This window comes from Microbacterium sp. NPDC056234, assembly GCF_042267585.1.
In the GTDB taxonomy this organism is placed as follows: Bacteria; Actinomycetota; Actinomycetes; order Actinomycetales; family Microbacteriaceae; genus Microbacterium.
The window spans coordinates 199,947-225,886 of sequence record NZ_JBHJTE010000001.1 but is presented as its reverse complement, the minus strand read 5'-3'; the positions used below and the strand labels follow the sequence as shown (position 1 = coordinate 225,886).

Sequence of the window (25,940 nt, the reverse complement as noted above, 5' to 3'; positions counted from 1 at the left end):
GCGGGACAGCGTAGGTCGGTGTCCGGCGGCCGAACAAGGGGGTGGCATGCGCGGGACGATACGATTCGCCCCGCGCATCGCGGCCTTACTGCACCGACCATCCACCGTCCGAGGCGAGCACGGCACCGTTGATGTTCACGGCGTCGTCCGACAGCAGGAACGTGATCGAGGCGGCGAGGTGCTCGGCCGTCGCAACGGTCGGGATCGCCTGCTGGAACGGGCCTAGGCGGCCGGAGCCGTACTCGGACATGTTCGGCGGCATCGGGATGCCGGTGGCGACGCCGCCCGGAGCGACCGAGTTCACGCGGATGCCCTTCGGTCCGTACATGAAGGCCGCGGACTTCGTGACGCCGATGATGCCGTGCTTGCTGGCGGTATAGGCGTTTCCGGAGGCGTTGCCGCGCAGGCCCGCCTCGCTGGAGACGTTGAGGACTGCGCCGGTTCCGGCGGCCTCCATGATCGGGAGGACCGCACGCATGAGCTTGAACGGTGCGGTGAGGTTGATGGCGATCACGCGGTCCCACACGGCATCCGACGTCTCGCCTGCGGGCGAGAAGTCGTCGTTGATGCCCGCGATGTTGGCGAGGCCGTCGATGCGGTCGCCGGCGGCCGCGATGACGGCGTCGATGGCATCCTGCTTCGTCAGGTCGCCGGCGATCGTGACGATCTCCGGGAGCTCGGCCACGAGGGCTTCGAGCTTCTCGGCGGAGATGTCCGCGGCGATGACGCGTCCGCCTTCGCGGGCGATGCGGGATGCCGTGGCCCTGCCGATTCCGGATGCCGCGCCCGTGACGATCACGGTCTTGCCGGCGAAGCGGCCGGCGGTGGGCTTCTCGGTCCAGCCTTCGGATGCGTCGGGTTCGGGGATGTCGCCGTCGTTGGCGGAGCGGACGAGGTCGTCGACGACGGACTGGGGCAGCGCGCCCTGGCTCATGGCGACGAGCTGCTGCAGGGGGAGGCCGAGCACGGGGGTGAGGACCTCGGGATCGGCGCCGGTCTTCTCGAACAGGCCGCGGATGAGCGGTCCGCCGGTCGGGTCGTTCAGCCATTCGCCGATGGTGGAGTGTGCGGTCAGGGCCATATTCGTCTCCTTGCTCGGGTATTTCGCAACGGTGCGTCTACTTATTTTTGAGTCTACGCCTGGTTACGCTCGGAGGATGCCTCGTCCTCGTAGTGAGCAAGCACGTCAAGCCGTCTTGGCGGCGATGCGCGTCGCGCTGACCGAGGAGGGATATTCCTCGGTCTCGATCGAGGGCCTGGCCGCCGCGGCCGGCGTCTCGAAGCAGACGATCTACCGATGGTGGCCGTCGAAGGCGGCGATCCTGGGGGAGGCGCTGCTGGGCGGGTCGTTGCCCGGGGCGGATGTCGCGCTGCCGATGACGGACGATCTGGAGACGGATCTGCGGGCCTGGTTCTCGGCCATGTCCGCTTCGCTGGGGGATGCCGAGGGCGTGGCGCTTGCGCGGGCGCTGATCGCCGTCACGGCGACGGATGCCGAGCTCGGTGCCGCGCTGAACGAGAAGCTGGCGGCGCCGATCCGCGGGTGGGTGTCGCAGCGGCTGGCGTTGGCTGTTTCAGTTGGCCAAGTGCGGGCGGATGTGGATGCCGAGGTGATCGCGGATCAGTTCGTCGCGATGGCGAGTTATGCGGCGCTGCAGGGGAAGGTGCTCGGTGTGGAGCAGGTGGATGCGCTGGTGGGGGTGCTCATGCGGGGGGTTGTCGCGCCCGATTCGACAGGATAGCGCGATCGCCTACAGACAGCGTTCCGATGCTTAGGGAGCCGAACCTCGATCGACCAGAGCTAGCCCCGCTTCACTTACCTTCGCAACCAGCTCGTGCGGCGTCCCGCTCAGATCGACAGCGTGCGCAACAACGGTCGTCCCTGTCGTAGAGATCTCGTAGCGCCGAGGCCTCACGTCGCCCGAGACATACAGTAAGTGCACCTCGGGTACTCTAGCCGCGACAGCGTACGCCAGTCCCTGATAAACGTCCGCGTTGGGTGGGGATCCGGCGTCTCCGCCCCACACCTTGTACTTGGTATCGGCGACGGTAACGACACGGCCGTGTTGCGAGATCACGATGTCCGGTCGCATCTTTACTTCGCCGGCTTCATCCAGACGCCAGTCGGAAACCTGCAGATCCACATCGAAGCCAGCTGGATGCAAGGTCGCGCGAAGCACCTCGCCTATGAAAGTCTCGTAGACCTTAGCGACGTTGAGGAGGAATGTCGATCCGCCGCGCGTGCCCTCCGCGTGGGCCCACGACATGGCCTCGAGGATCCAGCGCGCAAGGCGAAGCGCCGGCTGATAGTGCGCGTTCAGCCGACTCTCCGGCGGCATCTTTACGGGACTACCAGCACCAATATCAGACACATCGATGAACAGCGTGAGTAGCGAGCTGAGGCTGTCAAGCACCGAGGGTGGGAGCTGTTCGAGCCTGACCAGGGAGCGCAGTGCGGCCTTGAGAAGCCTATTCTCCGACACGTCCTCGGTGTAGTCGTCATACGTGAGTTCGACTGGGATGGGTATGCCGGGGCGTGATCTAAGCTGTCGGGCGATATCCCAGCGACCACGGATCACGACACCTGTTTCCTCAGTGGCGATGTATCCCTTGAGTAGCCCGCGGCTCGTTGCCTGTCCGGCAGCGTCGATCAGCGCTGAGGCGAGCGCCGCGGGCAGGCCCTGGTCGGCATCGAAAGCGAAAGACCGGTCGCGGACCTCGGCCTGCTCCCCGCTATGTGAGGCCATGAAGATCAGGCTCCGCAACGGCGTCTTCGGGTGGACCACTAACCGCAGATTGTCGATTGCCACCACGCCGACTCGGGTGACGTCGGTGACTCGCCAGACGCTGATGTCGCTAGTTGGCGACACGCGGCAGAACTTCATCTCCTGCAGACGCGCGGCCTGCGCAGCGCTGAGAAAGACGAGAGACTCGCCCTTCTCGGTGACCTCCTGTGTCCGAAGGTCGAAGGCATTCCAACTCATGCCTATGCTGATTCAGCGCGATCGGGGTCGAGCGTCGAGAGGAGAGCGTCCAGGCCATACTTCACATTCACGTCGACGCCGGTGCCGATGTGTCGCTCTTCAAGCAGCGGCAGAATGCTCTCCTCCCATACCGCCCGAAGATCGTGCTCGGTCAGGTCATCCGTGCGAAGGAGGTGGCTGGGGCCGATACGATCCTCGCGATTGCGGATACTTTCGTTTAGGCGCTCGAACAGCTCGCTGATCGGAAGAGACTGTGGGTGCTTGGAGGCCCAGCGCTTGAGAATACCCTTCACCGGTTCTACGTCCGGGTGAAGCTCGAAGAACGAGAATCGGCGTCGCATGGCCGAGTTCAAGAGCGCGATGGATCGGTCCGCGGTGTTCATGGTGCCGATGATCAGCACGTTCGCCGGAAGGGTAAACGACTTTCCGCCGTCGTCCCCCGAACCCGCATAGAGCACGTCGATAGGGTCGTCGCGGTACTCGAGGAGGTAATATAGTTCGCCGAAAACTTTGCTGAGATTGGCCCGGTTGATCTCGTCGATCATCAGCACATGTGGCACATCTGGGTTCTTTCGAGCCTCGTCAGCGATCTCTCGGAGCGGGCCCCGCGTGAGCGAGAACGATAGCTGCCCGGCCTGATCGGTGACGGGTCGGTACCCAGCGAAGAAGTCCTCGTAAGTGTAGGAGGGATGGAACTGGATGCGTTTCACAGCTGTCCCCGGGCGGCGGAGTTCGTCCGCTAGCGCGCGAGCGACGAAAGTCTTGCCCGTGCCGGGAGGGCCGTAGAGGATCACCTGGCCCCGACGATGGAGAGCGCTGGTCACTTTCGAGAGCCAGGACTTATCCAGCTGGGTCGCCGCCGCCAGCTCGGCGCTGTTGATGTCCGAAGGCACGAATCCGCGGGGGTCGGCTGATGCCGGCTCCTCGGATTTCTCCCTCTTCGAATCGTAGTCGACCGGTTGAGCGGTATCCGGATGCCACCGGCTGCGCAACGGTTCGTCGTACACGTTCACCGGCTTCCCGGCCTTCGCCTGGAGCGCAAGCTGGATGCGCTGGAGATCTGCGTCGGCGTCGTCGGAGAACTCGCCGCCGATCTCGCCGATGAATGTCTCGCGGATGCGCTGGCGGTGATCCGGAGCCACGATCGGTCCAAAGAAGCCGGGATGCACGAGATAGAGCAGCGCATAGCGCTGGGTTGGAAAGCCGTTGTCCGAACCCATCACCAACTCGCGCCACTTCAACGGATCGTCGAGCGCAGCCTGCTGTTCGTCTTCCTCGAGGCCTGACCACGCGAGCAGGACGTCAAGTATGACGGTGATCGCGTGATTGATGTGGGTTTGCATTCCCTGGCCGGGGTTGAAGGCTCCACCGCCGAATGCTTCGTCAAATATCAGGGGGATCTCGACGGGATGTGTCATCAGATCGAGCATGGACTGCACCCGCTCGCGCTTCTTTGCGTGGCCAATGATCCATCCGATTGGAAGGACCTGGAGCGCGATTACCTCGGCCATCAGCAGGCGTTGCCCGTCTGTTGCTTCGGCGAATTGCAGAGCGAGGTTCCCGATGAACCCGTGGCCTTCCGTGCGGGCTGATGAAGTCCAAAGTCCATGAACTTCACGAATGTTGGTCGCGCTCCATACCTCACGTCCGGGAGCGAAAGCAGAAAGCCCCTTGCGGAAGCCTTCCTGGACGATGACATCTGCCGCAGCCAACAGCTTTTGTTGCGCGCCGCCGATCGGGAGCCAGTTCTCACGTAGTGCCTTCGCCGATTCCTCGCGGCGGCGCACGCGCTCAAGTGAGGTGATGCGCTGAGCCTCCGCGAAGAGCTCCGGGCCAGGGTGAGTAGCGAGAGCAGCCACGCCCTCCGCTGTGATCGCCCATTCCCCGATCCCCGACGGGTTCTTCTGCAACCACCCCGGGGCGATGAACTCCGAACTCGCGAAGCGCCAGTTTGTCTGTCCGCGAGGCAGGTTCCGGGTGTTGAGCTCCGACTCAAACTCAGTGAGAGGAACCTCCTCAAGTGAGGCTCGCCAGATCTCGCCGATGGGCAGAGACTCGCCGGGCTCCGTGCGCTCGCTCAGCGTTTCCAGTGCCGCGCGGATTCGTTCGGCGGTCTTGAGTTCCTTTTCCACGGTGCTCCTGGAGTTCGTCGTCGAAGGCGGGAGCGCGGGCGCCGCCGCTTCGCCACGAGACCGCGCGTATTGCTAAATATATTCGGTTGAGCAACTTGCGGGTGCGGAGGAGCAGGGCTTGAATGGGGCGAAGACGACAAGCCGGATGCTCAGCAAGAGAGCGTAGAGCGCGGTATTGACGGCAAGCAGCGATCCGAGATCGTCGTGCCTCGAACGCTCTGCCGACTGCTCGGCCTGTTCGGCGGCCCGCTTGGGGTGCATCGTTGTCTCCTAGGCCTCATCGCGGTGCGCGTCTTGTGCTCCCAGGGATCTCGGCTCGGCCACGGCACCCTTTGATGGAGACGCGGACACCGCCGCCGAGATGGAGCCCTCGACGGCACCGGTAGCATCCGATGATGGCATCCCTCGTGAGGCTCACCAGTCGCCAAGCAGTGGAAGACGCGCTCGGAGAGTTCGACCGGATCGGCCGCTTGGTCTTCCTCGATAAGTACGGATTCGGCGAGGTGAGGAGTACTTCCTCATCACAGAGGGCGGGAACTACGACTCGAAGGCTATCTTCGCGGCGGCATATGAGCGTGAGCACGGCGTGCGTCTCATCAGCGACGACTTCCCCGGTGGCAAGACCGGCGCCGCGAAGTGGCTCGATGAGCTTGGCTACACGATCGAGGACCTTTAGGCGCCGGAGGGCCGGCTGGTGTTCGACTCGTTCGAAGCCGCACTGAACGAGTTTCGGCAACCGGTCGACAACATCGCGGCGGCCCGTGCCTTCGTCGCCGGTCGCGACTTCACGTCCTTCTACCTTCCCCCGAGCCGCACGTACATCTCGCTGATCGCGCGCGGCGACTCGCGCCCCTCCGCATGGGTGAACAAGGGCTTCGTGTGGTTCCGCAACGACGACGGCACCCAGGAGGGCATAGCGTTCCCCTACAACAAGGTGCTCGATGGCGACGGAAATTCTCATCAGCCACGACGCGAAGAAGCCGAGCGACACATCTGTCCAACTCCTGGCTGCGGCATGGTTCTGCCTCCCAACGGAGTGTGCGACTACTGCTGACCGCCGGTGCTCCGTCGGTGGATTGCGCGGTGACCGATGCATCAACATGACGCCCCGCGCCTCTGAATCACTGAGAGGTTCTTCTGCGCGAATCGGAGTTGTGATGTCAGGTCGGTGGACGGGCAAACGCGCGCTCGTGACAGGCGCCAGCAACGGGGTGAGCCTTGAGATCGCGCGCTGCCTGGCGGAGGAAGGCGCGGCGCTCGTTCTTCCCGTGCGCAACAGGCTCCGCGGAAACACCGCAGCCGGCAGCATCCGGGCATCGGTTCCGGACGCTGAGATCGACGTCCGCGTTCTCGATCTCGCGCGGCCGGAGACCGTGACGGCGCTCGCGGCTCAGCTGCTCGCCGAGGGCGAGGCAATCGATCTGTATGTGCTCAACGCGGGCATCGTGCTGCTCGGCGACCCTGAGCGGCACCTCACCGAGCAGGTCTCGAGCTGCACTTCCAGACGAACTTCTTGGGCCACTACGCCCTCACGCAACAGCTCCTGCCCCTGCTCCGGCGCAGGCGTGCGCGCATCGCCGTGCAGCTCAGTCTCGCCGCGCCGCGCGGGCGTCTGGACGATCTGCAGTCCGAGCGTCGGCACCACCCGCTGAGTGCCTACGCGGCTTCGAAACGGGCTCTGGGGGTCTACGCCTACGCGCTCGCGCAGTCCAGCATCGCCGGCATTTGGGCGTGAACGTGCAGTTGTTCCACCCGGGAGTCGTCCCGGGAACGGGTATCGCGGCGGATGCTAGGAAGAAGGCGTCCGGCGCCCCGAGTCGCCTCATTGAACGCGTCGGCACCACGCCCCGACAGGCGGCTGCGACGGCGATCGCCGCGCTCGCGTCCGACGCAGTGCCCGGCCAGTATTTCGCGCCCTCCGAGATGTTCGGGATGTCCGGGGCGCCGCGCGAGCGTCCAGTGCCCAAGGAGTTGACGAATCGTGAGGACGCGGACCGGCTGCATGAACTGGCCGAACGCCTGGTGAACGCGACGAGCCGAAGCTAGCGTGGCCCCTCTGCCATCAGGACTCAGAACGGCGTCTCATCCACCCCGCTCGCGGCCCAGCTCTGCCCGGGTGCAGCCCATCCGTCCGTCGTGCCCGATCCACCGCCGGCCCCAGCAGGAGCCGCCACCGCAGCATCCCGCTCCTGCCCGCCCCCGAACTGCCCACCCGAACCGCCCGGCGACCGCTCCCCGCGCGTCACCTGCGCGGTCGCGTACCGCAACGACGGACCGATCTCATCGATCTGCAGCTCCATGCTGACGCGGTTATTACCCTCGCGGTCCTGATACTCGCGCTGCTGCAGCCGCCCGCTGGCGATCACGCGCATACCCTTGGTGAGGCTGCCGGCGATGTTGGTCGCAAGATCCCGCCAGGCGGAGCAGCGCATGAAGAGGGCGTCGCCGTCCTTCCACTCGTTCGCCTGCCGGTCGAAGCTGCGCGGCGTGCTGGCGATCGTGAAGCTGGCGACCGCGACCCCGCCCTGCGTCTGGCGCAGTTCTGGCTCGGCAGTCAGGTTCCCCACGACGGTGATGATGGTCTCGTTCATGTCTTCGCTCCGGTTCCGTATGCTCTTCATCTCGGGTCGAGACTGCCTCGTCGGTGAGGTGAGCTCAGCGTACGCCGTCGCGCCGACATCAAGGTCAGGTGCTTGGCCACCGGGGCTCAGGCGCGGCCGTGGAACAGGCGTCGAATCCAAGTGGGTGACACTTCGGCTTCCCCGCTGTGTTCGTCCCATGCGAGGTAAATAGGAGCGTAGGCGCGAGTAGTGCGCTCAAGATGTCGAGACGTGATCGTGGCCGCGACGCGGGAGAGCATCTGCCGGCCTTTCCAATCCACTGGGGCCCACAAGGCCGCTGATTGCAGAGCGGTAATTCCCAGAATCAACACGCCAACGAGAACGCTGTCGGTACCGCTGAACAGGAACGCTGACGCGAACGCGACACTAGTCAGCACCGCTAGGACGCTGAACGCGCGGCCGCGCCACGCACGTGCTTGGGGCGAATCGGCTTTGTCTGCAGTTGACAGCCACGCAAACGTCAGGATGATCGAGCCGTACGCCGTCACAGCCGGTACAACCGCCCATTTGGCGGAGAGGCCGAAGTCGGCTCCCCACAGCATGCTGCCGATGGCGACGCCGAGCGCTGTCTGCAGTATGACGGGGGCGATGATGAACGCGGCGACGATCAGCCAGGGCCAGCGAGTTGTGTTCTGATGCCATCGCTGCCCCAGCGCCTCGTTCGCCCAGATCTCCCGCACTGCGAGATCTTGGTCCGCCTTCAGATATCGCTGCTCAATTGGTGCCGGAATTGGTGGGTCGAGACGCTCCGCGAGGACGAACGTTATGAACCCGAGAAGCGCTGCGAAGAGCACAGTCGCAAGCTGATCAGGAGCCGCCACGACGACCACCACTGCGAACGCCAGCACGAATGTGAGCGCGACCCGCACGGCCCATGCGATCAGTCGGACGGCCTCGTCTCTCTCCGAGTCGCTGGCCCCGTTCACCCGCAGGGCGCTAAGGAGCCCTGGAATTGACGTGAAGATCAAAAGCTCCGGCGAATACATCGGCAGCGCGAACGAGGCTACGACCTCCAACGATGCTGACGCCGGGACGCTTATCGGGGTGGTGTTGAGGATGAATATGATCCCAATGATTGCCACATTCCCGGCTGCGGCGAGAACGAACCACGAGGTGGTGCGGATGAGTATGGATGGCATGGGTGGGGTGCTCATGCAGCCTGACTATCAGACGCAACCGACGTTGAGTAGCGCCGAAGCGATCAGAGCGCCCAACGCGCATTGTCGGCCCGACATCGAACCCGAATACTCTCGAACCGTGATCACCGACGCCCGCAACATCGACACCGCCCTCGCCGCGATCACCGAGCACTGGCAGCCGCGTCGTCTGACCAGCGTGAACGACTACGACGTCAGGGGGGGGTCAAGCTCCAGGGCGAGTTCGGCTGACGCCCGACACCCGCGGATTTCCGCGGAACTCGACGACCGTGATGTGACGATCTCGTTACGAGATCCCGTCCTCGGATGAATCTCCGGTAGAACTTTTCATGACGGTACAGTTGTACATTGCACTGTCATGCTGTTCCATTGGAACCGTACGCAAAGGCGCTACCGACAGAAAGGTCAGGTCCTGTGACCACCAAGAAGAAGAGGCTCGTGGGGCTCATCGCAGCCACGACCGCATCCGTCCTTCTCCTCGCCGGCTGCTCTGCCGGCGGAGGCGAAGCAGGCCAGGGTTCCCAGGGATCCGGCTCCGGTGAGGCGCAGACGGGTGGCACCGTCCACATGCTGCAGAACGCCGACTTCTCGTACCTCGATCCGTCCCGCGGCTTCGACGGCGGCGTCAACGCGTTCTACCGGCTCATCTACCGCGGCCTCACCATGGTGACCGCCGGAGATGCCGAAGACCCCAACGAGATCGTTCCCGACCTCGCCGAATCGCTCGGCGAAGTCTCCGACGACGGCCTGACGTGGACTTACACGCTCAAGGACGACATCTTCTTCGACGACGGCACCCCGATCACGTCGACCGAGATGAAGTTCGGCATCTCGCGCACCTGGGACCCCCAGGTCGGCATCGGTTCCCCCTACCTGCGGAACACCATCGACGCACCCGAGGGATATCAGGGCCCCTACGTGTCCGGCGACCTGCCGACGATCGAGACCCCCGATGACAAGACGATCGTCTTCCACCTGAAGAAGCCGTTCCCCGAGTTCGACAGCGTGCTGGCACAGCCCAACGCCGTCCCCTTCCCCGAGGGCTCCGGTGCTGGCGACGAGTTCATCAAGGACGTCATCGCCTCCGGCCCGTACACGCTCGCCGAGTACACGCCCGGCAGTCTGATCCGCCTCGAGCGCAACGAGTACTGGGACGAGTCCACCGACGAGGTGCGCAAGGCGTACCCGGACGAGTGGGAGTTCGAGATCGGCATCGACAGCGCCACGATCGACGAGCGCATGATCGCCGGCCAGGGCGACGACCAGAACGCGATCTCCGGCACCCTCGGCGCCGCGAGCCTGCCCCGCATCCAGACGCCGGAGCTCCAGGAGCGCGCGATCACGGCCGACGCCTACTGCACCACCTACATGGGGATGAACACCACGAAGGCGCCGTTCGCCGACGTCAAGGTGCGCGACGCGATCAACTGGGCCATCGACCGCTCTGCCCTGGTCAACGCCAGCGGCGGCACGCAGCTCGCCGACCCGGCGTACATGATGATCCCGCCGACCGTGAGCAGCCACCAGGATTTCAACCTCTGGGAGACGGAGGGCGACAAGGGCGACCCTGAGAAGGCGAAGGAGCTGCTTGCCGAAGCGGGCCTGGAGGACGGATTCGAGTTCACCCTCGACATCCGCTCGCAGCCGCTCATGCAGGCGCAGGCCGAGTCCATCCAGGAGGCGCTGAAGAAGATCGGTGTCACGGTGAACCTCAACGTGATCGACACCTCGATCTACTACGAGACCATCGGCACGCCGGCTCAGCAGCACGATGCCGCGATCACAGGATGGTGCCCGGACTGGGCGTCCAGCGCCAGCACGATCATCCCGCCGCTGTTCGACGGTCGGAACATCACCGAGAAGGGCAACTCCAACCTCGCCCAGATCAACGACCCGACGATCAACGCGCGCATCGACGAGATCGGTGCCATGCCGGCCGACGAGGCCGTGTCCGCATGGGGCGACCTCGACAAGGAGATCATGGGACTCTCGCCGACGGCACCGCTCGTCTTCGGCAAGGCGATCTTCCTGCCCGGTGAGAACATCGCCGGCTACAACCCGAGCACCAGCATGACCGATCTGACGATCATCGGTCTCAAGGATCCCGCGAAGGGCTGAGCATGACCTTCAGCCCGACATCGCTCGAGGCCGAAGCCACGCCGGGAGGTGACCCAGCGCTCGAAGAGACGCTGGAGTCACCCCCGGCCTCTGGCCGGCGGCTCCTGCGGGCGTTCCTCCGTGACGTGGGAGCCGTGCTCTCCAGCGCGTACATCCTGCTGATCATCCTCATGGCGATCTTCGCCCCGTTGCTGACCATGCTGAGCGGGTGGGGCCCATACGATTTCGACCAGTCGGCCATCGACCCGAACATGGGTGCGATTCCGATCGGCCCGCTCGGCGGGATCAGTGCCGAGCACTGGTTCGGCGTAGAGCCGGGAAGCGGTCGCGACATCTTCGCGCGCATCGTCTACGGCGCGCGGGTGTCGATGACGGTCGCGCTCTCCGCGACGCTTCTCACCACGATCATCGGCGTTGTCCTCGGCATGCTCGCCGGGTACTTCGGCGGCGTCGTCGACGCCGTCATCTCGCGGGTCATGGAATTCCTCATGGCGTTCCCCGCGCTGATCTTCATGATCGCGATCCTGTCCGCCCTCCCGGCCGACAACCGCGTCTTCCTGCTCGTCGTCGTCATCTCGCTGTTCGGCTGGCCGTATCTTGCCCGCATCGTCCGGTCGCAGACGCTCTCCCTCAAGGAACGCGAATTCGTCGAGGCGGCCAAGGCCTCAGGCGCGAGCGGCGTCCGCATCATCTTCCGCGAGATCCTGCCGAACCTGCAGTCCACCATCATCGTGATGGCGACCCTCGCCGTCCCGGGCTACGTCGGCACGGAAGCGGGGCTGTCGTTCCTCGGTGTCGGCGTCGTGCCGCCCACACCGAGCTGGGGGCAGATGATCGCAGCGGCCACACCCTGGTACGCCGTCGATCCGATGTACTTCGTGATCCCGGGTGCCTTCCTGTTCCTGCTCGTCCTCTCGTTCACCACCCTCGGCGACCGCATCCGCGTGATCATCGCCAGCGGGGAGGCCCGTTCATGATCCGCATCGCACTCTCGCGCGTTCTCGGCATGCTCGTCGTGCTGTTCCTCGTGACCCTGTTCACGTACGCGATCTTCTTCCTTCTGTCGGCGGATCCTGCCGTCCAGATCTGCGGCAAGAACTGCACGCCGGAGCAGATCGAGCAGATCCGCGTCAACCTCGGTCTCGACCTGCCGTTCTGGACGCAGTTCTGGAATTACGTCACGGGGCTGTTCACCGGACGCACGTTCATGGTTGCCGGAAGCCCGGTCGAGTGCGCTGCTCCCTGCCTCGGGTACTCGTTCCAGACCAGTCAGATGGTCAGCGACATGATCGTGCAGCGCCTGCCCGTCTCGATCACGATCGCGCTCGGCGCCGCCGTGCTGTGGCTCATCGGCGGCGTGGTCTCCGGTGTGCTCAGCGCGGTGAAGGAGGGCAAGTTCCTCGACCGGTTCTTCGCCGGCCTCACGCTCGGCGCGATGTCGATCCCGAACTACGTGCTCGCGCTCGCACTGCAGTTCATCCTCGTCGTCGCCCTCGGCTGGCTGCCGTTCCCGCAGGTCGTCAGGTTCAGCGACGACCCCGTGCAATGGTTCCTCAACTTCCTCATGCCGTGGATCGTGCTCGCCGTCGGGTACGCGGCGGTCTATACGCGACTGACCAGGGCGAACGTCATCGACACCCTGCAGGAGAACTTCGTCCGCACCGCTCGGGCGAAGGGGCTCCAGCCGAGCCTGGTCTGGCGTCGACATGCGCTGCGCCCGGCACTGACGCCGATCGTCACGATCTTCGGCATGGACATCGCGGGGCTCCTCGGCGGCGCCGTTATCACCGAGAAGGTGTTCGGCCTCAACGGCGTCGGCAAGCTGACCGCCGACTCCATCACGGCGAACGACCAGCCCGTCATCATGGCGGTCACGCTGCTGTCGGCCTTCTTCGTGATCGTCGGCAACATGGCCGTCGACCTGCTCTACACCGCCATTGATCCGCGCGTCAGGACAGGAGCATCGGCATGAGCATCAGCACCGATGGCACCACGACAGGACCCCTGCTGTCGGTCAGGGACCTCACCGTCTCGTTCCCCACTGCACAGGGGCCGGTGCAGGTCGTGAAGAACCTCGAGTTCGACGTGCCGCGCGGAGGAGCACTGGGCATCGTCGGCGAGTCCGGCTCCGGCAAGTCCATGACGAGCCTCGCGATCATGGGCCTGCTGCCCAAGAGCGGCACGGCCAGCGGCTCGGTCCGCTACGACGGCGCCGAACTGCTCGGGATGCCGGAGCGCAGGATGCGGGACATCCGAGGGGATCGCATCGCGATGATCTTCCAGGATCCGCTCTCGTCGCTGAACCCGTACTACAAGGTGGGGACGCAGATCGCGGAGGCCTACCTCTCGCATCGCTCAGGGGTGTCGCGCCGGCAGGCGCGAGCCGTGGCGATCGAGGCGATGGAGCGCGTGCACATCCGCGATGCCGCTCGACGCGTCGACCACTACCCGCATCAGTTCTCCGGCGGCATGCGGCAGCGCATCATGATCGCCATGGCGCTGAGCATGAAACCCGACCTGATCATCGCCGACGAGCCGACAACCGCCCTCGACGTCACGGTCCAGGCGCAGATCCTCGACCTGCTGGCCGAGATCCGCGCCGACACCGGCGCCGGGCTCATCCTCATCACCCACGACCTCGCCGTCGTGAGCGAGGTGACGGACGACATCGTCGTGATGCGGGCGGGCGAGACCGTCGAGCGCGGCTCGGTCGAGCAGGTCTTCAGCGACCCGCAGGCCGAGTACACCCGACGACTACTGGACGCCGTCCCGCGCATCGACGACGAGATCGGAACGCTGCGCACGACCGAGATCGCCGTCCCGTCCGTAGAGAGGAGCGCACTGTGAGCACCGCGACGCCGCTGTTCCGCGGCACGAATCTGGTCAAGGAGTTCAAGACCGGATCCGCCGGCCCGTTCGGACGCGCGAAGGCCTTCCGCGCTGTCGACGACGTCTCCCTCGAGGTGCGCAGCGGCGAGACGCTGGCGCTCGTCGGCGAATCCGGCTCCGGCAAGTCGACGACCGCCCGCCTCGTCGCCCGACTCATGGACGTCACGGGCGGAACCGTCGAGTTCGAAGGCGTCGACGTCACCCGCACGAGCGGCGCCGCGCTGAAGGAGTTCCGCAGCGCCGTGCAGGTCATCTTCCAGGACCCGTATTCGTCGCTGAACCCCAAGCACACCGTCGAGCGCCTCGTCACGGCGCCGCTGGTGTACCAGGGGCGGAAGATCCCCGGGGGCGCACGTGCCTTCACCCGCCAGTTGATGGAACGCGTCGGGCTCAACCCGCTGCACTCCGAGCGCTACCCCTCGCAGTTCTCCGGCGGCCAGGCTCAGCGCATCGGCATCGCCAGGGCGCTCGCCGTCGGCCCGAAGCTCGTCATCTGCGACGAGGCGGTCTCGGCGCTGGACGTCTCGGTGCAGGCGCAGGTGATCAACCTGCTCCGCGACCTGCAGGCCGACGAGGGCTTCGGCTACCTCTTCATCGCCCACGACCTCGCCGTCGTCCGCCAGATCGCCACCCGCGTGGCAGTGATGTCGCAGGGCAGGATCGTCGAGACGGGCACGCGGGACGACGTGTTCGAGAACCCGACGCACGAATACGCGAAGACCCTGCTGAAGGCGGTTCCGCGCATCAACCCGGATTGGGATCGTCGTCGCAGGGAAGCGGATGCCGCGCGCACCGCGGAGGAGAGAGCATCATGACCACCGAGTACCTGCTCCCCGGCATCCGGGTCCGTGAGCGGCGCACGACCGTGCCGCTGGACTGGAGCGCCCCAGACGCTGAGACGATCGAGCTGTTCGTACGCGAACTCGTCGATCCGGAACACGACGACCCCGACCGTCCGCTGCTCGCCTTCCTGCAGGGGGGGCCGGGTGGCGCGAACCCCCGTCCGCTGACCCGCGACGGCTGGATCGACGAAGCACTGCGCAACTACCGCGTCGTGCTCGTCGACCAGCGCGGCACCGGGCTCAGCACCCCGGTGGATGCCGTGACGGTCGAGGCCCGCGGCGACGGCGGCGGAGACTTCCTCGCGTGCTTCCGCGCGGACTCGATCGTGCGCGACCTCGAGCACGTGCGCACGTCGCTGTACGACGGACGCCGGTGGACCACCCTGGCGCAGAGCTTCGGCGGCTGGATCACGTTCACCTACCTCTCGTTCGCCCCCGAAGGGCTGGCGGCGAGCTACGTGTGCGGCGGCGTCCCCGGCATCCCGCCGAAGGCGGCAGAGGTCTACCGGCGCACGTTCGATCGCGTCGCGACCAAGACGGCCGAGTTCTACCGCCGCTACCCCGAGGACGAGGCGGCCGTCGCGCGCATCGCCGACCGGCTCGCCGAGGGCGACGTTCTGCTGCCGGATGGCGACGTGCTCACCATCCGGCGCTTCCAGGCGCTGGGGATCGACTTCGGCATGAAGCCCGGCTTCGAGCGCCTGCACTGGCTCGTGGAGAAGGCGTTCACGAGCGACGGCCGGCTCTCCGCCGGATTCCTGCAGGACGTTCTCGCGCTCTCGTCGAGTGCCGGCAACCCGCTGTTCTGGACGCTCCAGGAGTCCATCTACGGCGACCAGGCGAGCGGGCCGACGGCGTGGGCGGCGCAGGCCGAGCGCGAGCGCCGCCCGGAGTTCGACGAGAACCGGCGGCCGCTGCTGTTCACGGGCGAGATGGCGTTCCCCTGGATGTTCGACGACGTCCGGCTGCTGCGCGGCTTCCGTCGCGCGGTCGACGCGCTCGCCGCGAAGGACGACTGGTCGCCGCTGTACGACCGCGACGCGCTCGCCCGCAACGAGGTGCCCCTCGCCGCCGTCGTCTATTTCGATGACATGTACGTGGATGCCGGACTGCAGCTGGAGACGCTGAAGGGCGTCGGCAACGCGCAGTACTGGGTAACCAATGAATTCGAGCACGACGGGATCGGATCGGGCCGCACCCTGTCCCGGCTCAGGGAGCTCGTTCGCAACCGAGGAGGAGAACGCGCATGACCGACCAGGCGATCCAAGGGCGTCCGCCTTACGCCGGAACGCGCTACCCGCGGCTCGTGGAGGTCCCCGCCTTCCGCGAATTCATCGCGCAGGGCTGGGACGATGTGCCCACGCGCCCCGACCTGCCGGAGGGGACGGCGGACGCTGCGGCAGCGCACCGCACGCGCCTGAGCGCGGCTTTCCCCGGCCAGACGCTCGTGCTCTGCGCCGGCGTCGCACCGGTGCGCAACGACGACGCATCCTACGGGTTCCGCGCGGACAGCAGCTTCGTCTGGCTGACCGGATGCCAGACCGAGGATGCCGTGCTCGTGATGTGGGCTCGCCCTGGCGGACACGATCCGGTGCTCTACATGCCGCCGCCGTTCCGCCCTGGCGACGACGGCTTCTTCAGCAACGCGCTGCACGGTGAGCTGTGGGTCGGCCCATCGGCCGGCATCGCCGAGTGGGCCGAGGCGTTGCAGATCGTCGTCGAGCCGCTCGCCGCTCTCGAGGCGCGCGGCGGCGAGTTGCGCGGTGCGCTCGCCGCCCGCTCGGCCACGGGCCTCGCGGCCGCGCACGACGCGACCGTGTCGACCGACCTCGAGCGCACGCTCTCGACCCTGCGCATGGTGAAGGACGAGTGGGAGATCGGTCAGCTGCGCGAGGCCATCGACGCCACGGTCTCGGGCTTCGCCGCGGTCGCCGCCGAGATTCCGCACGCCATTGCCGCCGACCTGGGCGAGCGCTGGCTGCAGGGCACGTTCGACCGGCACGCGCGCACGTTCGGCAACGGCCCCGGATACTCCACGATCGTCGGCTCCGGCGCGCATGCGCCGATCCTGCACTGGGTGCGCTGCGACGGCCCGGTCCACCCAGACCAGGCGCTCCTGCTCGATATGGGCGTGGAGGCGCGGTCGCTCTACACCGCAGACGTGACGCGGACCGTTCCGGCGCAGGGCACCTTCTCGGCCGCGCAGCGCGAGGTGCACGACCTCGTCGAACGCGCGCATCGCGCCGGCCTCGACCGCATCCGCCCAGGCACTGCGTACCTCGACTTCCACTTCGCCGCGATGCAGGTCGTGGCGCAGGGCCTGCACGACTGGGGTCTGCTGCCGGTGTCGGTCGACGAGGCGCTGTCGCCGCAGGGTCAGCAGCACCGCCGCTACCTCGCGTGCGGCATCGGCCACCACCTGGGGCTCGACGTTCACGACTGCAGCCAGGCGCACTACGAGGACTACATGGGTGCCGACCTCGAGCCCGGTGTCGTCATGACGGTTGAACCGGGACTCTACTTCCACGCGCATGACCTCACCCTTCCGCCCGAGCTCCGCGGCATCGGCGTGCGGTTGGAGGACGACGTGCTGGTCACGCAGACCGGCTCCGAGGTGCTCTCCGGCGCGCTCCCGATCGATGCGGCGGGCATCGAGGCGTGGACGCGGCAGCAGTGGGCGGCGCGATGACGGCGGCATCCGGCATCCGCGTCGAACCGGCGCTGCGCGCCTTCGACCTCGACCGCGTGCGGATCGCCGACGACAGCGCGTTCGCCCCGGCGCGCGATCGGATGCTGCACCTGGCACGGGTGTATCCGGTGGACCGCCTGCTGGCGGTCTTCCGCGCGAACGCCGGCCTCGACACCCGCGGGGCGACGCCGCCCGGGAACTGGGAGGACTTCGGCCACCCGAGCGAGCAGGCGTGGGGCGAGGCCGACTATCCGGGTCGCGAGAACGCGCAGACGGCGAACCTGCTCCGAGGGCACTACGCCGGGCACTTCCTCTCGATGCTCTCGCTCGCCTACGCGGGCGAACAGGATGCCGCGCTGCTGGCGAAGATCGACGAGGTCGTCGCGGGTCTCGGCGAGGTGCAGCGCACGCTCGCCGCGACCGGTCGGTACTCGCACCCCGGCTTCCTCGCGGCCTACGGCGAATGGCAGTTCGTCCGGCTCGAGGACTACGCGCCGTACGGCGAGATCTGGGCTCCCTATTACACGACGCACAAGATCATGGCGGGGCTCATCGACGCGCACGAGCTGGCCGGCAGCGCCGACGCGCTGGAGATCGCCGTCGCCATGGGGCACTGGGTCGCACACCGGTTGACTCGGCTCGATCACGACCGCATCCAGCGGATGTGGTCGCTCTACATCGCCGGTGAGTACGGCGGCATGAACGAGACGATGGCGCGGCTGAGCGCGGTCGCCGACGAGCCGTTGTTCCTCGAGGTCGCGCGCCTGTTCGCCCAGGACGACCTGATCGAGGCCGGTGCAGAGCGCCGCGACATCCTCACCGATATGCACGCCAACCAGCACCTGCCGCAGCTGATCGGCTACGTGCACGAGTACGAGCTCACCGGCGACCGTCGCTATCTGGACGCCGTGCTCGGACTGTGGGACCAGATCGTGCCGGGGCGCATGTACGCGCACGGCGGCACGGGGGAGAGCGAGCTGTGGGGTCCGCCCGGCGCGGTCGCCGGCGACATCGGCCACCGCAACGCCGAGACCTGCGCCACTTACAACCTGCTCAAGCTCGCACGGCTGCTCTTCGCGCACACGCGCGATCCGCGCTTCATGGCGTACTACGAGCGCGCCGTGCACAACCACATCCTCGGCTCCCGGCGGACGGTGGACTCGGACGACAGCCCCGAAGTCACCTACATGTTCCCCGTGCACCCCGGCGCCGTCGCCGAGTACGACAACATCGGCACCTGCTGCGGCGGCACCGGACTCGAGAACCACGTCAAGTATCAGGACACCGTCTTCTTCGCGGGGGACGACGCCGAGCTCTGGATCAACCTCTTCATCCCGTCCACGCTGGAATGGCGCGAGCAGAGCGCGACCGTCCACCTGCGGACCGAGCTGCCCTTCGCCGGAACCGTCGAGGTACGCATCGACGACGCCGGCGGCTTCGTCGACGGGACGCCCCTCACCGTTCGGGTGCGGATGCCGGAGTGGGTGGTCGGAGAGGTCACGCTCCGCATCGGCGAGGAGCCGGTGGATGCCGTCGAAGAGGGCGGCTATCTCGTCGTGCGCCGCCCGTGGCGGTCGGGCGAGACGTTGCGCATCGAGGCGCCGATGGCCCTGCGCGCGCTTCCGACACCCGACGACGCGACACTGCACTCGATCGAATTCGGGCCGTCCGTCCTCGTCGCCCGCTCGGACGCGACGACGACGCTCGACCTCGGGCTGGCGAACCGGCGTCGCGTCGACGGCTCGATCGCCGCGGATGCCGCGGTCGATGCGCGCGCGATAGGAGAGGCCCTGCGCGCCGACGGTGCGGTGCGCATCGACGGCTTCCGTTTCGCGCCGGTGTGGACCGGCGGCGACGAGCGCTACCACCTGTACGTCCGCGCGGCGGCCCCGGTGATCGGCTTCGTCGGAGCCGAGACCGACGTGCCGGTGCGGTCGCGGCAGGACGGCGGTTCTTTCCTGGACGACGTCTGGCGGCAACCGGTGCCGGCATCGCGCGCGGCGTTCCTCGACCGCGTGGCTGCGGCCGCCGCCGACGCCCGCCGAGACGGCCTGCTCGCACAGGGTGAACTCGTGCGGGTCCTCGCCGCTGCGGCCGCGGCCGACGTCGATGGCACCATGACTCCAGCCGTCGCCGACGCCGTAGAGACGGATGCCGCGGCGCTGACCTGGTCGGAGCGCATCGACGACGGCATCCGGAGCATCCGCTGGGAGGTGCCCGCGCCGCTCGCCGCGGCGCGCACGCTGCCCTCGATCGAGATCCTCACCGACGCTCCCGCCTCGCCATCCGGCTGGTTCACGACGCTCCCGGTCGTGCGGGTCGTCGCTGAGGATCTCGGCAGCTCCGGCGATCTGCGGATCGAGCTGGCCATCGGCGAGGATGGGTGGGCGCCGTACGACGGACCCGTCGCGCTGCCGGGCGAGGGGCATCATCGCGTCGCCGTGCGCGTGACCGATGCCGATGGTGCCACCGCCCATGCCTCTCGCGAGTTCGCCGTCGATGTGAGCGCACCGACGTCCCGCGCGACCGTGCGCCGGCTCGGCGCGAGCGTCGAGATCACCCTCGCCGCCGACGACGAGGTGTCGGGTGTGGAGCGCATCCAATGGGAGGGGCCAGGGACGTTCTGGGCGACGTTCCAGGAATCGTTCGTCCGCGCGCTGTCGGAGCACGAACAGATCATCGAGTTCGCAGCCACCGACCGCGCAGGCAATGAGGAGCCCCGCAGGCGGCTGGTCCTGCCGGCACGCGAGGAGGCGTCGGAAACCGGCCTCATCGAACCATGGACATGAGTCTCTCCGTCTACTAACATTGCAATTGTACTTACCGCCACCCGGCGCCGAAAAGCACAGGAGTACCGATCCATGAATGAAAAGAAGCCGTGGCACGGCGTCAATCTCGCGACGACGCTGCCGATCAACCCCGACTTCTCCGTCAACTACGACGCCTACGCCGAGCACATCCGCTTCACGACGGACAACGGCGTCACCGGCATCATCCCGAACGGCTCGCTGGGTGAGTACCAGACGCTGACCGACGAGGAGCGCAAGCGCGTCTACCTGACCGCCGTCGAGGCCGCCCCCGCCGGCGTCGCCGTGATCCCGGGGGTCGGCGCGTACGGTGCGCTCGAGAGCGTGCGCCTGACCGAACACGCCGCCGAGCACGGCGCCCCAGCCGTCATGCTGCTCCCGCCGAACGCGTACCGCGCGAGCGACGCCGAGGTCATCGATCACTTCCGTCGGGTCGCCGCGGTCGGACTGCCCGTCCTCGCGTACAACAATCCGATCGACACGAAGATCGACCTGCGTCCAGCTCTGCTCGCGCAGCTGTTCGAGGAGGGCCTGATCGTCTCGGTCAAGGAGTTCTCCGGCGACGTGCGCAACGCCTACGAGATCCACGAGCTCGCACCGGGGCTCGATGTCTCGATCGGCTCCGACGACGTCGTGCTCGAGCTGGGCATCAACGGCGCCCGCGGATGGGTCGCCGGCTACCCGAACGCGATTCCGGCATCCACGGTGGAGCTGTACAACCTGGCGACGTCGGGCGACCCGGCGAGCTGGGCCAAGGCGCACGAGATCTACCGCGACCTGCACGCGCTCCTGCGCTGGGACTCGAAGACCTGGTTCGTCCAGGCGATCAAGCTGTCGCAGGAGGTCGCCGGCGTCGCACCGGCCGGCATCACGACGCGCCCGCCCCGGCTGCCTCTGCCCGACGACGTCCGCACGCGTATCATCGCCGACACCGAGGCCGTTCTGGCCAAGGGCTACCGCTGATCCGGAGAGAACATGCGAGCACAGCGGGTCTTCCACGCCGTCGACTCCCACACCGAGGGGATGCCGACGCGCGTGATCGTCGGCGGCGTCGGAACGCTGCCCGGGGCGACCATGGAGGAGCGGCGCCAGTGGTTCATGGCGAACAGCGATGAGCTGCGCCTGCTCCTGATGAATGAGCCACGGGGCCACAGCGCGATGAGCGGTGCGATCCTGCAGCCGCCGACGCGTCCGGATGCCGATTTCGGTGTGCTCTACATCGAGGTCTCCGGGTGTCTGCCCATGTGCGGGCACGGCACGATCGGGGTCGCGACGGTGCTGGTCGAGACCGGAATGGTCCCCGTCGTCGAGCCGATCACCACGATCCGTCTCGACACCCCGGCCGGCCTGGTGATCGCCGACGTGCGCGTCTCGGACGGCCACGCCGACAGCGTGACCATCCGCAATGTCCCCTCGTTCGCGGTGGCGCTCGACCAGGTCGTCGACGTGCCCGGCCTCGGCGCCGTGGAGTACGACCTCGCCTTCGGCGGCAACTTCTACGCGATTGTCTCGCTCGAGCAGATCGGGCTGCCGTTCGATCGCAGCCGCAAGGACGACCTGCTGAAGGCGGGCCTGAGCATCATGGACGCGATCGAAGCGCGGGGCGAGCCCGTGCATCCGATCGACTCCACGATCCGCGGATGCCACCACGTCTATCTGAAGGCCCCCGGGTCGACCGCCTTGCACTCGCGGCACGCGATGGCCATCCATCCGGGCTGGTTCGATCGTTCGCCGTGCGGCACAGGGACGAGCGCACGGATGGCGCAACTGCACGCCCGCGGCGAGCTGCCGCTGGACGTCGACTTCGTCAATGAGTCGTTCATCGGCACGAGCTTCACCGGCCGGCTCGTCCAGGCGACCGAGGTCGCCGGCATCCCCGCGGTCATCCCGACTATCACCGGGCGCGCCTGGGTGACGGGCACCGCGCAGTACATGCTCGACCCGAGCGACCCGTTCCCACAGGGATTCGTGCTGTGAACATGACGTGCGCGGCGCGCGGCGCCGATATCGTGACAGCCAGGCACCGGCGAACAGCGGTCGCCGCAGGGGTGGACCGGAAGAGGGAAACACATGACCGGAATTGATGCGCGCAGCGTGGTGCGCCTCAGCAAGCAACCGAGCATCCGCGACACGGTCAAGCGGGCGCTGCGCTCGGCCATCATCAGCGGAGAGATGCAGCCGGGGCGCGTGTACTCGGCGCCGAGCCTCGGCGAGGAGTTCGGCGTCTCGGCTACCCCGATCCGCGAGGCCATGCTCGAGCTCGTGCGCGAGGGGCTGGTCGTCGCAATGCCCAACCGCGGCTTCCTCGTCACCGAGGTGTCGCCGAACGACCTGTCCGAAGTGACTGAACTTCGACTGTTCCTCGAACCCCCGGCGGTCGAGAAAGCGACCCCCCTCATCCCCGCGAGCGCGTTCGCCGCGCTACGCGGCCAGGCCGACGACATCGTGCAGGCCGCCGAGCGCGGCGACCTGGTCGAATACCTCAGTGCCGACAGCGATTTCCACCTCGCGCTCCTGCAGTATGCCGGCAACGAGCGACTCGTCTCGCTCGTCGCATCGCTGCGCTCGCAGACGCGGCTCTTCGGTCTCTCCGAGCTGCACGAGCACGGGCACCTGGCCGCTTCGGCGCAGGAGCATCACACGATCATGGATGCCATCGAGCAGCGGGATGCCGCGCGTGCGCGCGATCTCGTCTCGCGCCACATCGAGCACGTGCTCGGCGACTGGTCCGGCCAGGTGGACGGCGAGCAGAGCAGGGCGGGAGCGACCGCGGAGTGAGCAGTTCGACAGCACGCGCCGACGTGGTCATCGTCGGTGCGGGAGTCGTCGGCGCCGCGACGGCGTATTTCGCCGCCCTCGCAGGTCTCAGCGTGATCGTCGTGGAGCGCGGCTCGATCGCCTCCGGCACGAGCAGCCGCTGCGAGGGGAACGTGCTGGTCTCGGACAAGGAGGTCGGCCCTGAGCTCGAACTGTCGCTCTATTCGCAGCGCGTGTGGCGCGAGGATCTCGCCGAGTACGCCGACCTCTGGGAGTTCGAGGCCAAGGGCGGCCTCGTCGTGGCACGCAGCGCGTCGAGCATGCGCGCGCTCGCCGAGCTGGTCTCGCATCAGCGCACGCTCGGCATCCGCGCCGACATGATCGACGACATCTCCGGCGTCCGCGAACTCGAGCCCTACATCAACCCCGCTCTCGCCGGCGGGGCGTTCTACCCCGACGACGCGCAGGTCCAGCCGCTGCTGGCCACTCATCAGCTGCTGCGACTCGCCTGTGAGCACGGCGCGCAGGTGCGGACGAGAACGGCGGTCTACGGCATCCTCACCACCGGCGGCCGAGCCGAAGGCGTCGAGACGAGCGCAGGACGCATCTCGGCCGGGGCCGTCATCAACTGCGCCGGCCCCTGGAGCGGAGAGCTCGCGGCCCTCGCCGGCGTGCACCTCCCTGTGCTCCCACGGCGCGGGTTCGTGCTCGTCACGGAGCCGGTGCCCGTCACCGTGCATCACAAGGTCTATGCCGCCGAGTACGTCGGCGACGTCGCCAGTTCGGATGCCGGGCTGCAGGTGTCTCCCGTCGTGGAGGGCACCCCCAGCGGGACGATCCTCATGGGCGCCAGCCGCGAACGCGTGGGCTTCGACCGCACGTTCTCGGCCGACGCCGTGGCGCGCATCGCCGCGAGCGCACTCGGGCTCTTCCCCGCCCTGCGGGACGTGGGCGTGCAGCGCGCGTACTCGGGATTCCGGCCGTACTGCCCCGATCACCTGCCGGCGATCGGGGAGGACGTCCGGATGCCGGGGCTCTGGCACGCCGCAGGTCACGAGGGCGCGGGCGTCGGCCTGTCTGTCGGCACGGGCAAGCTGCTCGCGCAGTCGATGCGCGGGGAGCCGACGGATCTCGATCTCGCACCGTTCCGCCCTGATCGCCTGGAAGGAGTGGTCGCCGCATGAGCGCTCAGAACGACTCGATCTGCTTCGACGGTGCACCGGTGCCCTTCGTGCCCGGTCAGACGATCGGCGGCGCACTCTCGGCCGCGGGCATCGTCTCGTGGCGCACGACGCGCAGGGACGGTGCTCCGCGCGGACTGTTCTGCGGCATCGGCGTGTGCTTCGACTGCCTCGTCACGGTCGACGGCGCCCGCACCCAGCGCGCGTGCCTCGTCGCGGCGCGCGCCGACCAGGACGTGCGCAGCTCAGACCCCGACGAGCCGCTCCCGCTGCCGGAGGCATCCCATGACTGAGCCCATCGCCGACCTCGCCGTGATCGGCGCCGGCCCCGCGGGGCTCAGTGCGGCCGTCGTCGCTGCTGAGCTCGGCCTGTCGGTCGTGCTCGTGGATGCCGGTGCGCAGACGGGCGGGCAGTTCTGGCGGCATCCCGATGAGCGCCACCGCGAGAGCTTCGCCGCCGACGAATCCACCGGACACCACCACTGGGCGCATTACACGGACCTGCGCGATCGGCTGGCCGAGGCCATCCGCGCAGGTCGGCTCACGCACCTCGCAGGGCGCCAGGTATGGCGAGCGGATGCCTTCGCCGACCACGTCGCCCTGCGCACCAGCCCCGTCACGGGCATCGACGCGCTGCCGCCCGAGGCACGCACGACACGGGCGCGCCGTCTCGTGATCGCGACCGGTGCGTACGACCGACAGCTGCCGGTACCAGGATGGACCCTGCCCGGAGTGATGGCGGCGGGTGGCGTGCAGGCGATGCTGAAGGCGAACCAGGTCGCCGCCGGGCGCCGCGCCGTGGTCGCCGGCACGGGGCCGTTCCTGCTCTCCGTCGCCGCCGGACTCGCCGACGCCGGCGTCGAGGTCGTCGCGGTCTGCGATGCCAATGCGCTGTCGCGATGGGCGGCCACGCCGCTGCGGGCGCTGCAGGAGCCGAGCAAGCTCTGGGAGGGCGCGCAGTACGCCGCGACCTTCTTGCGTCACCGGGTGCCGCTGCACACACGCACCGTCGTCACTGCCGTGCTCGGAGCGGGCCGTGCGTCCGCGGTCGAGCTGTCGCGCGTCGACGGCGCCGGCCGCGTCCGGCCTGGATCGTCTCGGACGGTCGAAGCCGACCTCGTCGCCTTCGGCTGGGGCTTCACACCACAGCTCGAGGTCGCCGTCGGGCTCGGGCTGCGCACGCACGTCGACGTCGACGAGTCGCTCGTGATCGACGTCGACGACGACCTCCGCACCTCGAACCCGCTGATCTTCGCGGCCGGCGAGGTGACCGGCGTCGGCGGAGCGATCGCCTCGTGCGCCGAGGGCGAGCTGGCCGGAGCCGCGGCCGCGCAGGACCTCGGCAGTCCGGTCGACCGGCGACGGATGCAGCGCCATCGCCGCCGCCTCCGCCGCGGCCGACGCTTCGCCATCGGCATGCACAGAGCGAGCCCGGTGCCCGAGGCATGGAGCACGTGGCTGACACCGCAGACCGCTGTGTGCCGGTGCGAGGAGGTCTCGGCATCCGAGATCACGGACGCCGTGTGTGGGCTCGGCGCGGACGACGCCCGCGATGTGCGTGTGACCGCGCGCCCCGGCATGGGGCTGTGCCAGGGCCGGGTCTGCGGTTTCGCGCTGTCGAAACTCGTCGCCGCGCACACCGGAGACGCGGCCGGTGCGCCCTCGCTCGAATCCCTCACCAATCGGCAGATCGGCGTGCCGGTGTCGCTCGGCGATCTCGCCGACCTCGTGCCGAATCACCCTTCATCAGAGGAGTCATGATC

At 67.6% G+C, this 25,940-nt stretch carries 24 protein-coding genes; 19 read left to right on the top strand and 5 right to left on the bottom strand.

Annotation, left to right across the window (positions count from 1 at the left end; genetic code table 11):
- Positions 1 to 85: 85 nt before the first annotated feature.
- A complete protein-coding gene (locus ACFCYE_RS01055) occupies positions 86 to 1,081 on the bottom strand; it encodes an SDR family NAD(P)-dependent oxidoreductase (protein ID WP_376175693.1) in 996 nt (331 codons plus the stop codon).
- Between the two features lie 76 nt (positions 1,082 to 1,157).
- On the opposite strand from ACFCYE_RS01055, the gene ACFCYE_RS01050 reads away from it, so the two are divergent.
- On the top strand, positions 1,158 to 1,742 hold the full coding sequence (locus tag ACFCYE_RS01050) for a TetR/AcrR family transcriptional regulator (RefSeq protein WP_376175692.1): 585 nt from the start codon (positions 1,158 to 1,160) through the stop codon (positions 1,740 to 1,742).
- Positions 1,743 to 1,772: 30 nt separating this feature from the next.
- Here ACFCYE_RS01050 and ACFCYE_RS01045 read toward each other — a convergent pair whose 3' ends face one another.
- Complete coding sequence (locus ACFCYE_RS01045; RefSeq protein ID WP_376175691.1) at positions 1,773 to 2,984, bottom strand: McrC family protein; 1,212 nt, start codon at positions 2,982 to 2,984, stop codon at positions 1,773 to 1,775.
- A gap of 2 nt (positions 2,985 to 2,986) precedes the next feature.
- Positions 2,987 to 5,116, bottom strand: coding sequence for an McrB family protein (locus ACFCYE_RS01040; protein ID WP_376175690.1), 2,130 nt, complete (start codon positions 5,114 to 5,116; stop codon positions 2,987 to 2,989).
- A gap of 694 nt (positions 5,117 to 5,810) precedes the next feature.
- Between ACFCYE_RS01040 and ACFCYE_RS01035 the strand changes: the two genes are divergently transcribed.
- The 3 genes from ACFCYE_RS01035 to ACFCYE_RS01025 all read left to right on the top strand — a co-directional run bounded on the left by ACFCYE_RS01035 (position 5,811) and on the right by ACFCYE_RS01025 (position 7,162).
- On the top strand, positions 5,811 to 6,170 hold the full coding sequence (locus tag ACFCYE_RS01035) for a hypothetical protein (RefSeq protein WP_376175689.1): 360 nt from the start codon (positions 5,811 to 5,813) through the stop codon (positions 6,168 to 6,170).
- A gap of 103 nt (positions 6,171 to 6,273) precedes the next feature.
- Complete coding sequence (locus ACFCYE_RS01030) at positions 6,274 to 6,768, top strand: SDR family NAD(P)-dependent oxidoreductase (protein WP_376175688.1); 495 nt, start codon at positions 6,274 to 6,276, stop codon at positions 6,766 to 6,768.
- Between the two features lie 79 nt (positions 6,769 to 6,847).
- Complete coding sequence (locus ACFCYE_RS01025) at positions 6,848 to 7,162, top strand: hypothetical protein (protein ID WP_376175687.1); 315 nt, start codon at positions 6,848 to 6,850, stop codon at positions 7,160 to 7,162.
- 23 nt (positions 7,163 to 7,185) lie between these two features.
- On the opposite strand, the gene ACFCYE_RS01020 is transcribed toward ACFCYE_RS01025, so the two are convergent.
- Both ACFCYE_RS01020 and ACFCYE_RS01015 read right to left on the bottom strand, forming a co-directional pair.
- On the bottom strand, positions 7,186 to 7,707 hold the full coding sequence (locus ACFCYE_RS01020) for a single-stranded DNA-binding protein (protein ID WP_376175686.1): 522 nt from the start codon (positions 7,705 to 7,707) through the stop codon (positions 7,186 to 7,188).
- Between the two features lie 116 nt (positions 7,708 to 7,823).
- Positions 7,824 to 8,891, bottom strand: coding sequence for a hypothetical protein (locus tag ACFCYE_RS01015; RefSeq protein WP_376175685.1), 1,068 nt, complete (start codon positions 8,889 to 8,891; stop codon positions 7,824 to 7,826).
- A gap of 103 nt (positions 8,892 to 8,994) precedes the next feature.
- On the opposite strand from ACFCYE_RS01015, the gene ACFCYE_RS01010 reads away from it, so the two are divergent.
- The 15 genes from ACFCYE_RS01010 to ACFCYE_RS00940 all read left to right on the top strand — a co-directional run bounded on the left by ACFCYE_RS01010 (position 8,995) and on the right by ACFCYE_RS00940 (position 25,938).
- Complete coding sequence (locus ACFCYE_RS01010; protein WP_376175684.1) at positions 8,995 to 9,204, top strand: hypothetical protein; 210 nt, start codon at positions 8,995 to 8,997, stop codon at positions 9,202 to 9,204.
- Between the two features lie 104 nt (positions 9,205 to 9,308).
- Positions 9,309 to 11,012: an ABC transporter substrate-binding protein gene (locus ACFCYE_RS01005; protein ID WP_376175683.1), complete on the top strand. Its 1,704-nt coding sequence runs from the start codon at positions 9,309 to 9,311 to the stop codon at positions 11,010 to 11,012.
- 2 nt (positions 11,013 to 11,014) lie between these two features.
- Positions 11,015 to 11,989 (top strand): ABC transporter permease, encoded by a 975-nt coding sequence (locus tag ACFCYE_RS01000; protein ID WP_376175682.1) that lies wholly within the window; start codon positions 11,015 to 11,017, stop codon positions 11,987 to 11,989.
- On the top strand, positions 11,986 to 12,984 hold the full coding sequence (locus ACFCYE_RS00995; protein ID WP_376175681.1) for an ABC transporter permease: 999 nt from the start codon (positions 11,986 to 11,988) through the stop codon (positions 12,982 to 12,984). Before ACFCYE_RS01000 ends, ACFCYE_RS00995 begins: the two co-directional genes overlap by 4 nt.
- Positions 12,981 to 13,859 carry an ABC transporter ATP-binding protein gene (locus ACFCYE_RS00990; RefSeq protein WP_376175680.1) on the top strand — a complete coding sequence of 293 codons (879 nt, stop codon included), beginning with the start codon at positions 12,981 to 12,983 and terminating at the stop codon, positions 13,857 to 13,859. The genes ACFCYE_RS00995 and ACFCYE_RS00990 overlap by 4 nt, the downstream gene beginning before the upstream one ends.
- Positions 13,856 to 14,716, top strand: a complete 861-nt coding sequence (locus tag ACFCYE_RS00985; RefSeq protein WP_376175679.1) for an ATP-binding cassette domain-containing protein — start codon at positions 13,856 to 13,858, stop codon at positions 14,714 to 14,716. The genes ACFCYE_RS00990 and ACFCYE_RS00985 overlap by 4 nt, the downstream gene beginning before the upstream one ends.
- A complete protein-coding gene (locus ACFCYE_RS00980) occupies positions 14,713 to 15,993 on the top strand; it encodes an alpha/beta fold hydrolase (protein WP_376175678.1) in 1,281 nt (426 codons plus the stop codon). Before ACFCYE_RS00985 ends, ACFCYE_RS00980 begins: the two co-directional genes overlap by 4 nt.
- Positions 15,990 to 17,432, top strand: a complete 1,443-nt coding sequence (locus ACFCYE_RS00975) for an aminopeptidase P family protein (protein ID WP_376175677.1) — start codon at positions 15,990 to 15,992, stop codon at positions 17,430 to 17,432. The genes ACFCYE_RS00980 and ACFCYE_RS00975 overlap by 4 nt, the downstream gene beginning before the upstream one ends.
- Complete coding sequence (locus ACFCYE_RS00970) at positions 17,402 to 20,221, top strand: glycoside hydrolase family 127 protein (RefSeq protein WP_376175676.1); 2,820 nt, start codon at positions 17,402 to 17,404, stop codon at positions 20,219 to 20,221. The genes ACFCYE_RS00975 and ACFCYE_RS00970 overlap by 31 nt, the downstream gene beginning before the upstream one ends.
- Before the next feature lie 72 nt (positions 20,222 to 20,293).
- Positions 20,294 to 21,202 (top strand): dihydrodipicolinate synthase family protein, encoded by a 909-nt coding sequence (locus ACFCYE_RS00965; RefSeq protein ID WP_376175675.1) that lies wholly within the window; start codon positions 20,294 to 20,296, stop codon positions 21,200 to 21,202.
- A 12-nt stretch (positions 21,203 to 21,214) separates the two neighbouring features.
- Positions 21,215 to 22,216 carry a proline racemase family protein gene (locus ACFCYE_RS00960; RefSeq protein ID WP_376175674.1) on the top strand — a complete coding sequence of 334 codons (1,002 nt, stop codon included), beginning with the start codon at positions 21,215 to 21,217 and terminating at the stop codon, positions 22,214 to 22,216.
- Between the two features lie 93 nt (positions 22,217 to 22,309).
- Complete coding sequence (locus tag ACFCYE_RS00955; RefSeq protein ID WP_376175673.1) at positions 22,310 to 23,017, top strand: GntR family transcriptional regulator; 708 nt, start codon at positions 22,310 to 22,312, stop codon at positions 23,015 to 23,017.
- Positions 23,014 to 24,180 carry an NAD(P)/FAD-dependent oxidoreductase gene (locus tag ACFCYE_RS00950; RefSeq protein ID WP_376175672.1) on the top strand — a complete coding sequence of 389 codons (1,167 nt, stop codon included), beginning with the start codon at positions 23,014 to 23,016 and terminating at the stop codon, positions 24,178 to 24,180. Before ACFCYE_RS00955 ends, ACFCYE_RS00950 begins: the two co-directional genes overlap by 4 nt.
- Positions 24,177 to 24,470 (top strand): (2Fe-2S)-binding protein, encoded by a 294-nt coding sequence (locus ACFCYE_RS00945; protein WP_376175671.1) that lies wholly within the window; start codon positions 24,177 to 24,179, stop codon positions 24,468 to 24,470. The genes ACFCYE_RS00950 and ACFCYE_RS00945 overlap by 4 nt, the downstream gene beginning before the upstream one ends.
- Positions 24,463 to 25,938, top strand: coding sequence for an FAD-dependent oxidoreductase (locus ACFCYE_RS00940; protein WP_376175670.1), 1,476 nt, complete (start codon positions 24,463 to 24,465; stop codon positions 25,936 to 25,938). Before ACFCYE_RS00945 ends, ACFCYE_RS00940 begins: the two co-directional genes overlap by 8 nt.
- The last annotated feature ends 2 nt before the right edge of the window (positions 25,939 to 25,940 follow it).

Excerpts from the sequence above, each read along its gene's own strand:
- ACFCYE_RS01055 (WP_376175693.1), bottom strand. The coding sequence starts at position 1,081 with ATGGCCCTGACCGCACACTCCACCATCGGCGAATGGCTGAACGACCCG.
- ACFCYE_RS01050 (WP_376175692.1), top strand. The coding sequence starts at position 1,158 with ATGCCTCGTCCTCGTAGTGAGCAAGCACGTCAAGCCGTCTTGGCGGCG.
- ACFCYE_RS01045 (WP_376175691.1), bottom strand. The coding sequence starts at position 2,984 with ATGAGTTGGAATGCCTTCGACCTTCGGACACAGGAGGTCACCGAGAAG.
- ACFCYE_RS01030 (WP_376175688.1), top strand. The coding sequence starts at position 6,274 with ATGTCAGGTCGGTGGACGGGCAAACGCGCGCTCGTGACAGGCGCCAGC.
- ACFCYE_RS01020 (WP_376175686.1), bottom strand. The coding sequence starts at position 7,707 with ATGAACGAGACCATCATCACCGTCGTGGGGAACCTGACTGCCGAGCCA.
- ACFCYE_RS01015 (WP_376175685.1), bottom strand. The coding sequence starts at position 8,891 with ATGAGCACCCCACCCATGCCATCCATACTCATCCGCACCACCTCGTGG.
- ACFCYE_RS01000 (WP_376175682.1), top strand. The coding sequence starts at position 11,015 with ATGACCTTCAGCCCGACATCGCTCGAGGCCGAAGCCACGCCGGGAGGT.
- ACFCYE_RS00995 (WP_376175681.1), top strand. The coding sequence starts at position 11,986 with ATGATCCGCATCGCACTCTCGCGCGTTCTCGGCATGCTCGTCGTGCTG.
- ACFCYE_RS00990 (WP_376175680.1), top strand. The coding sequence starts at position 12,981 with ATGAGCATCAGCACCGATGGCACCACGACAGGACCCCTGCTGTCGGTC.
- ACFCYE_RS00980 (WP_376175678.1), top strand. The coding sequence starts at position 14,713 with ATGACCACCGAGTACCTGCTCCCCGGCATCCGGGTCCGTGAGCGGCGC.
- ACFCYE_RS00975 (WP_376175677.1), top strand. The coding sequence starts at position 15,990 with ATGACCGACCAGGCGATCCAAGGGCGTCCGCCTTACGCCGGAACGCGC.
- ACFCYE_RS00965 (WP_376175675.1), top strand. The coding sequence starts at position 20,294 with ATGAATGAAAAGAAGCCGTGGCACGGCGTCAATCTCGCGACGACGCTG.
- ACFCYE_RS00960 (WP_376175674.1), top strand. The coding sequence starts at position 21,215 with ATGCGAGCACAGCGGGTCTTCCACGCCGTCGACTCCCACACCGAGGGG.
- ACFCYE_RS00955 (WP_376175673.1), top strand. The coding sequence starts at position 22,310 with ATGACCGGAATTGATGCGCGCAGCGTGGTGCGCCTCAGCAAGCAACCG.
- ACFCYE_RS00945 (WP_376175671.1), top strand. The coding sequence starts at position 24,177 with ATGAGCGCTCAGAACGACTCGATCTGCTTCGACGGTGCACCGGTGCCC.
- ACFCYE_RS00940 (WP_376175670.1), top strand. The coding sequence starts at position 24,463 with ATGACTGAGCCCATCGCCGACCTCGCCGTGATCGGCGCCGGCCCCGCG.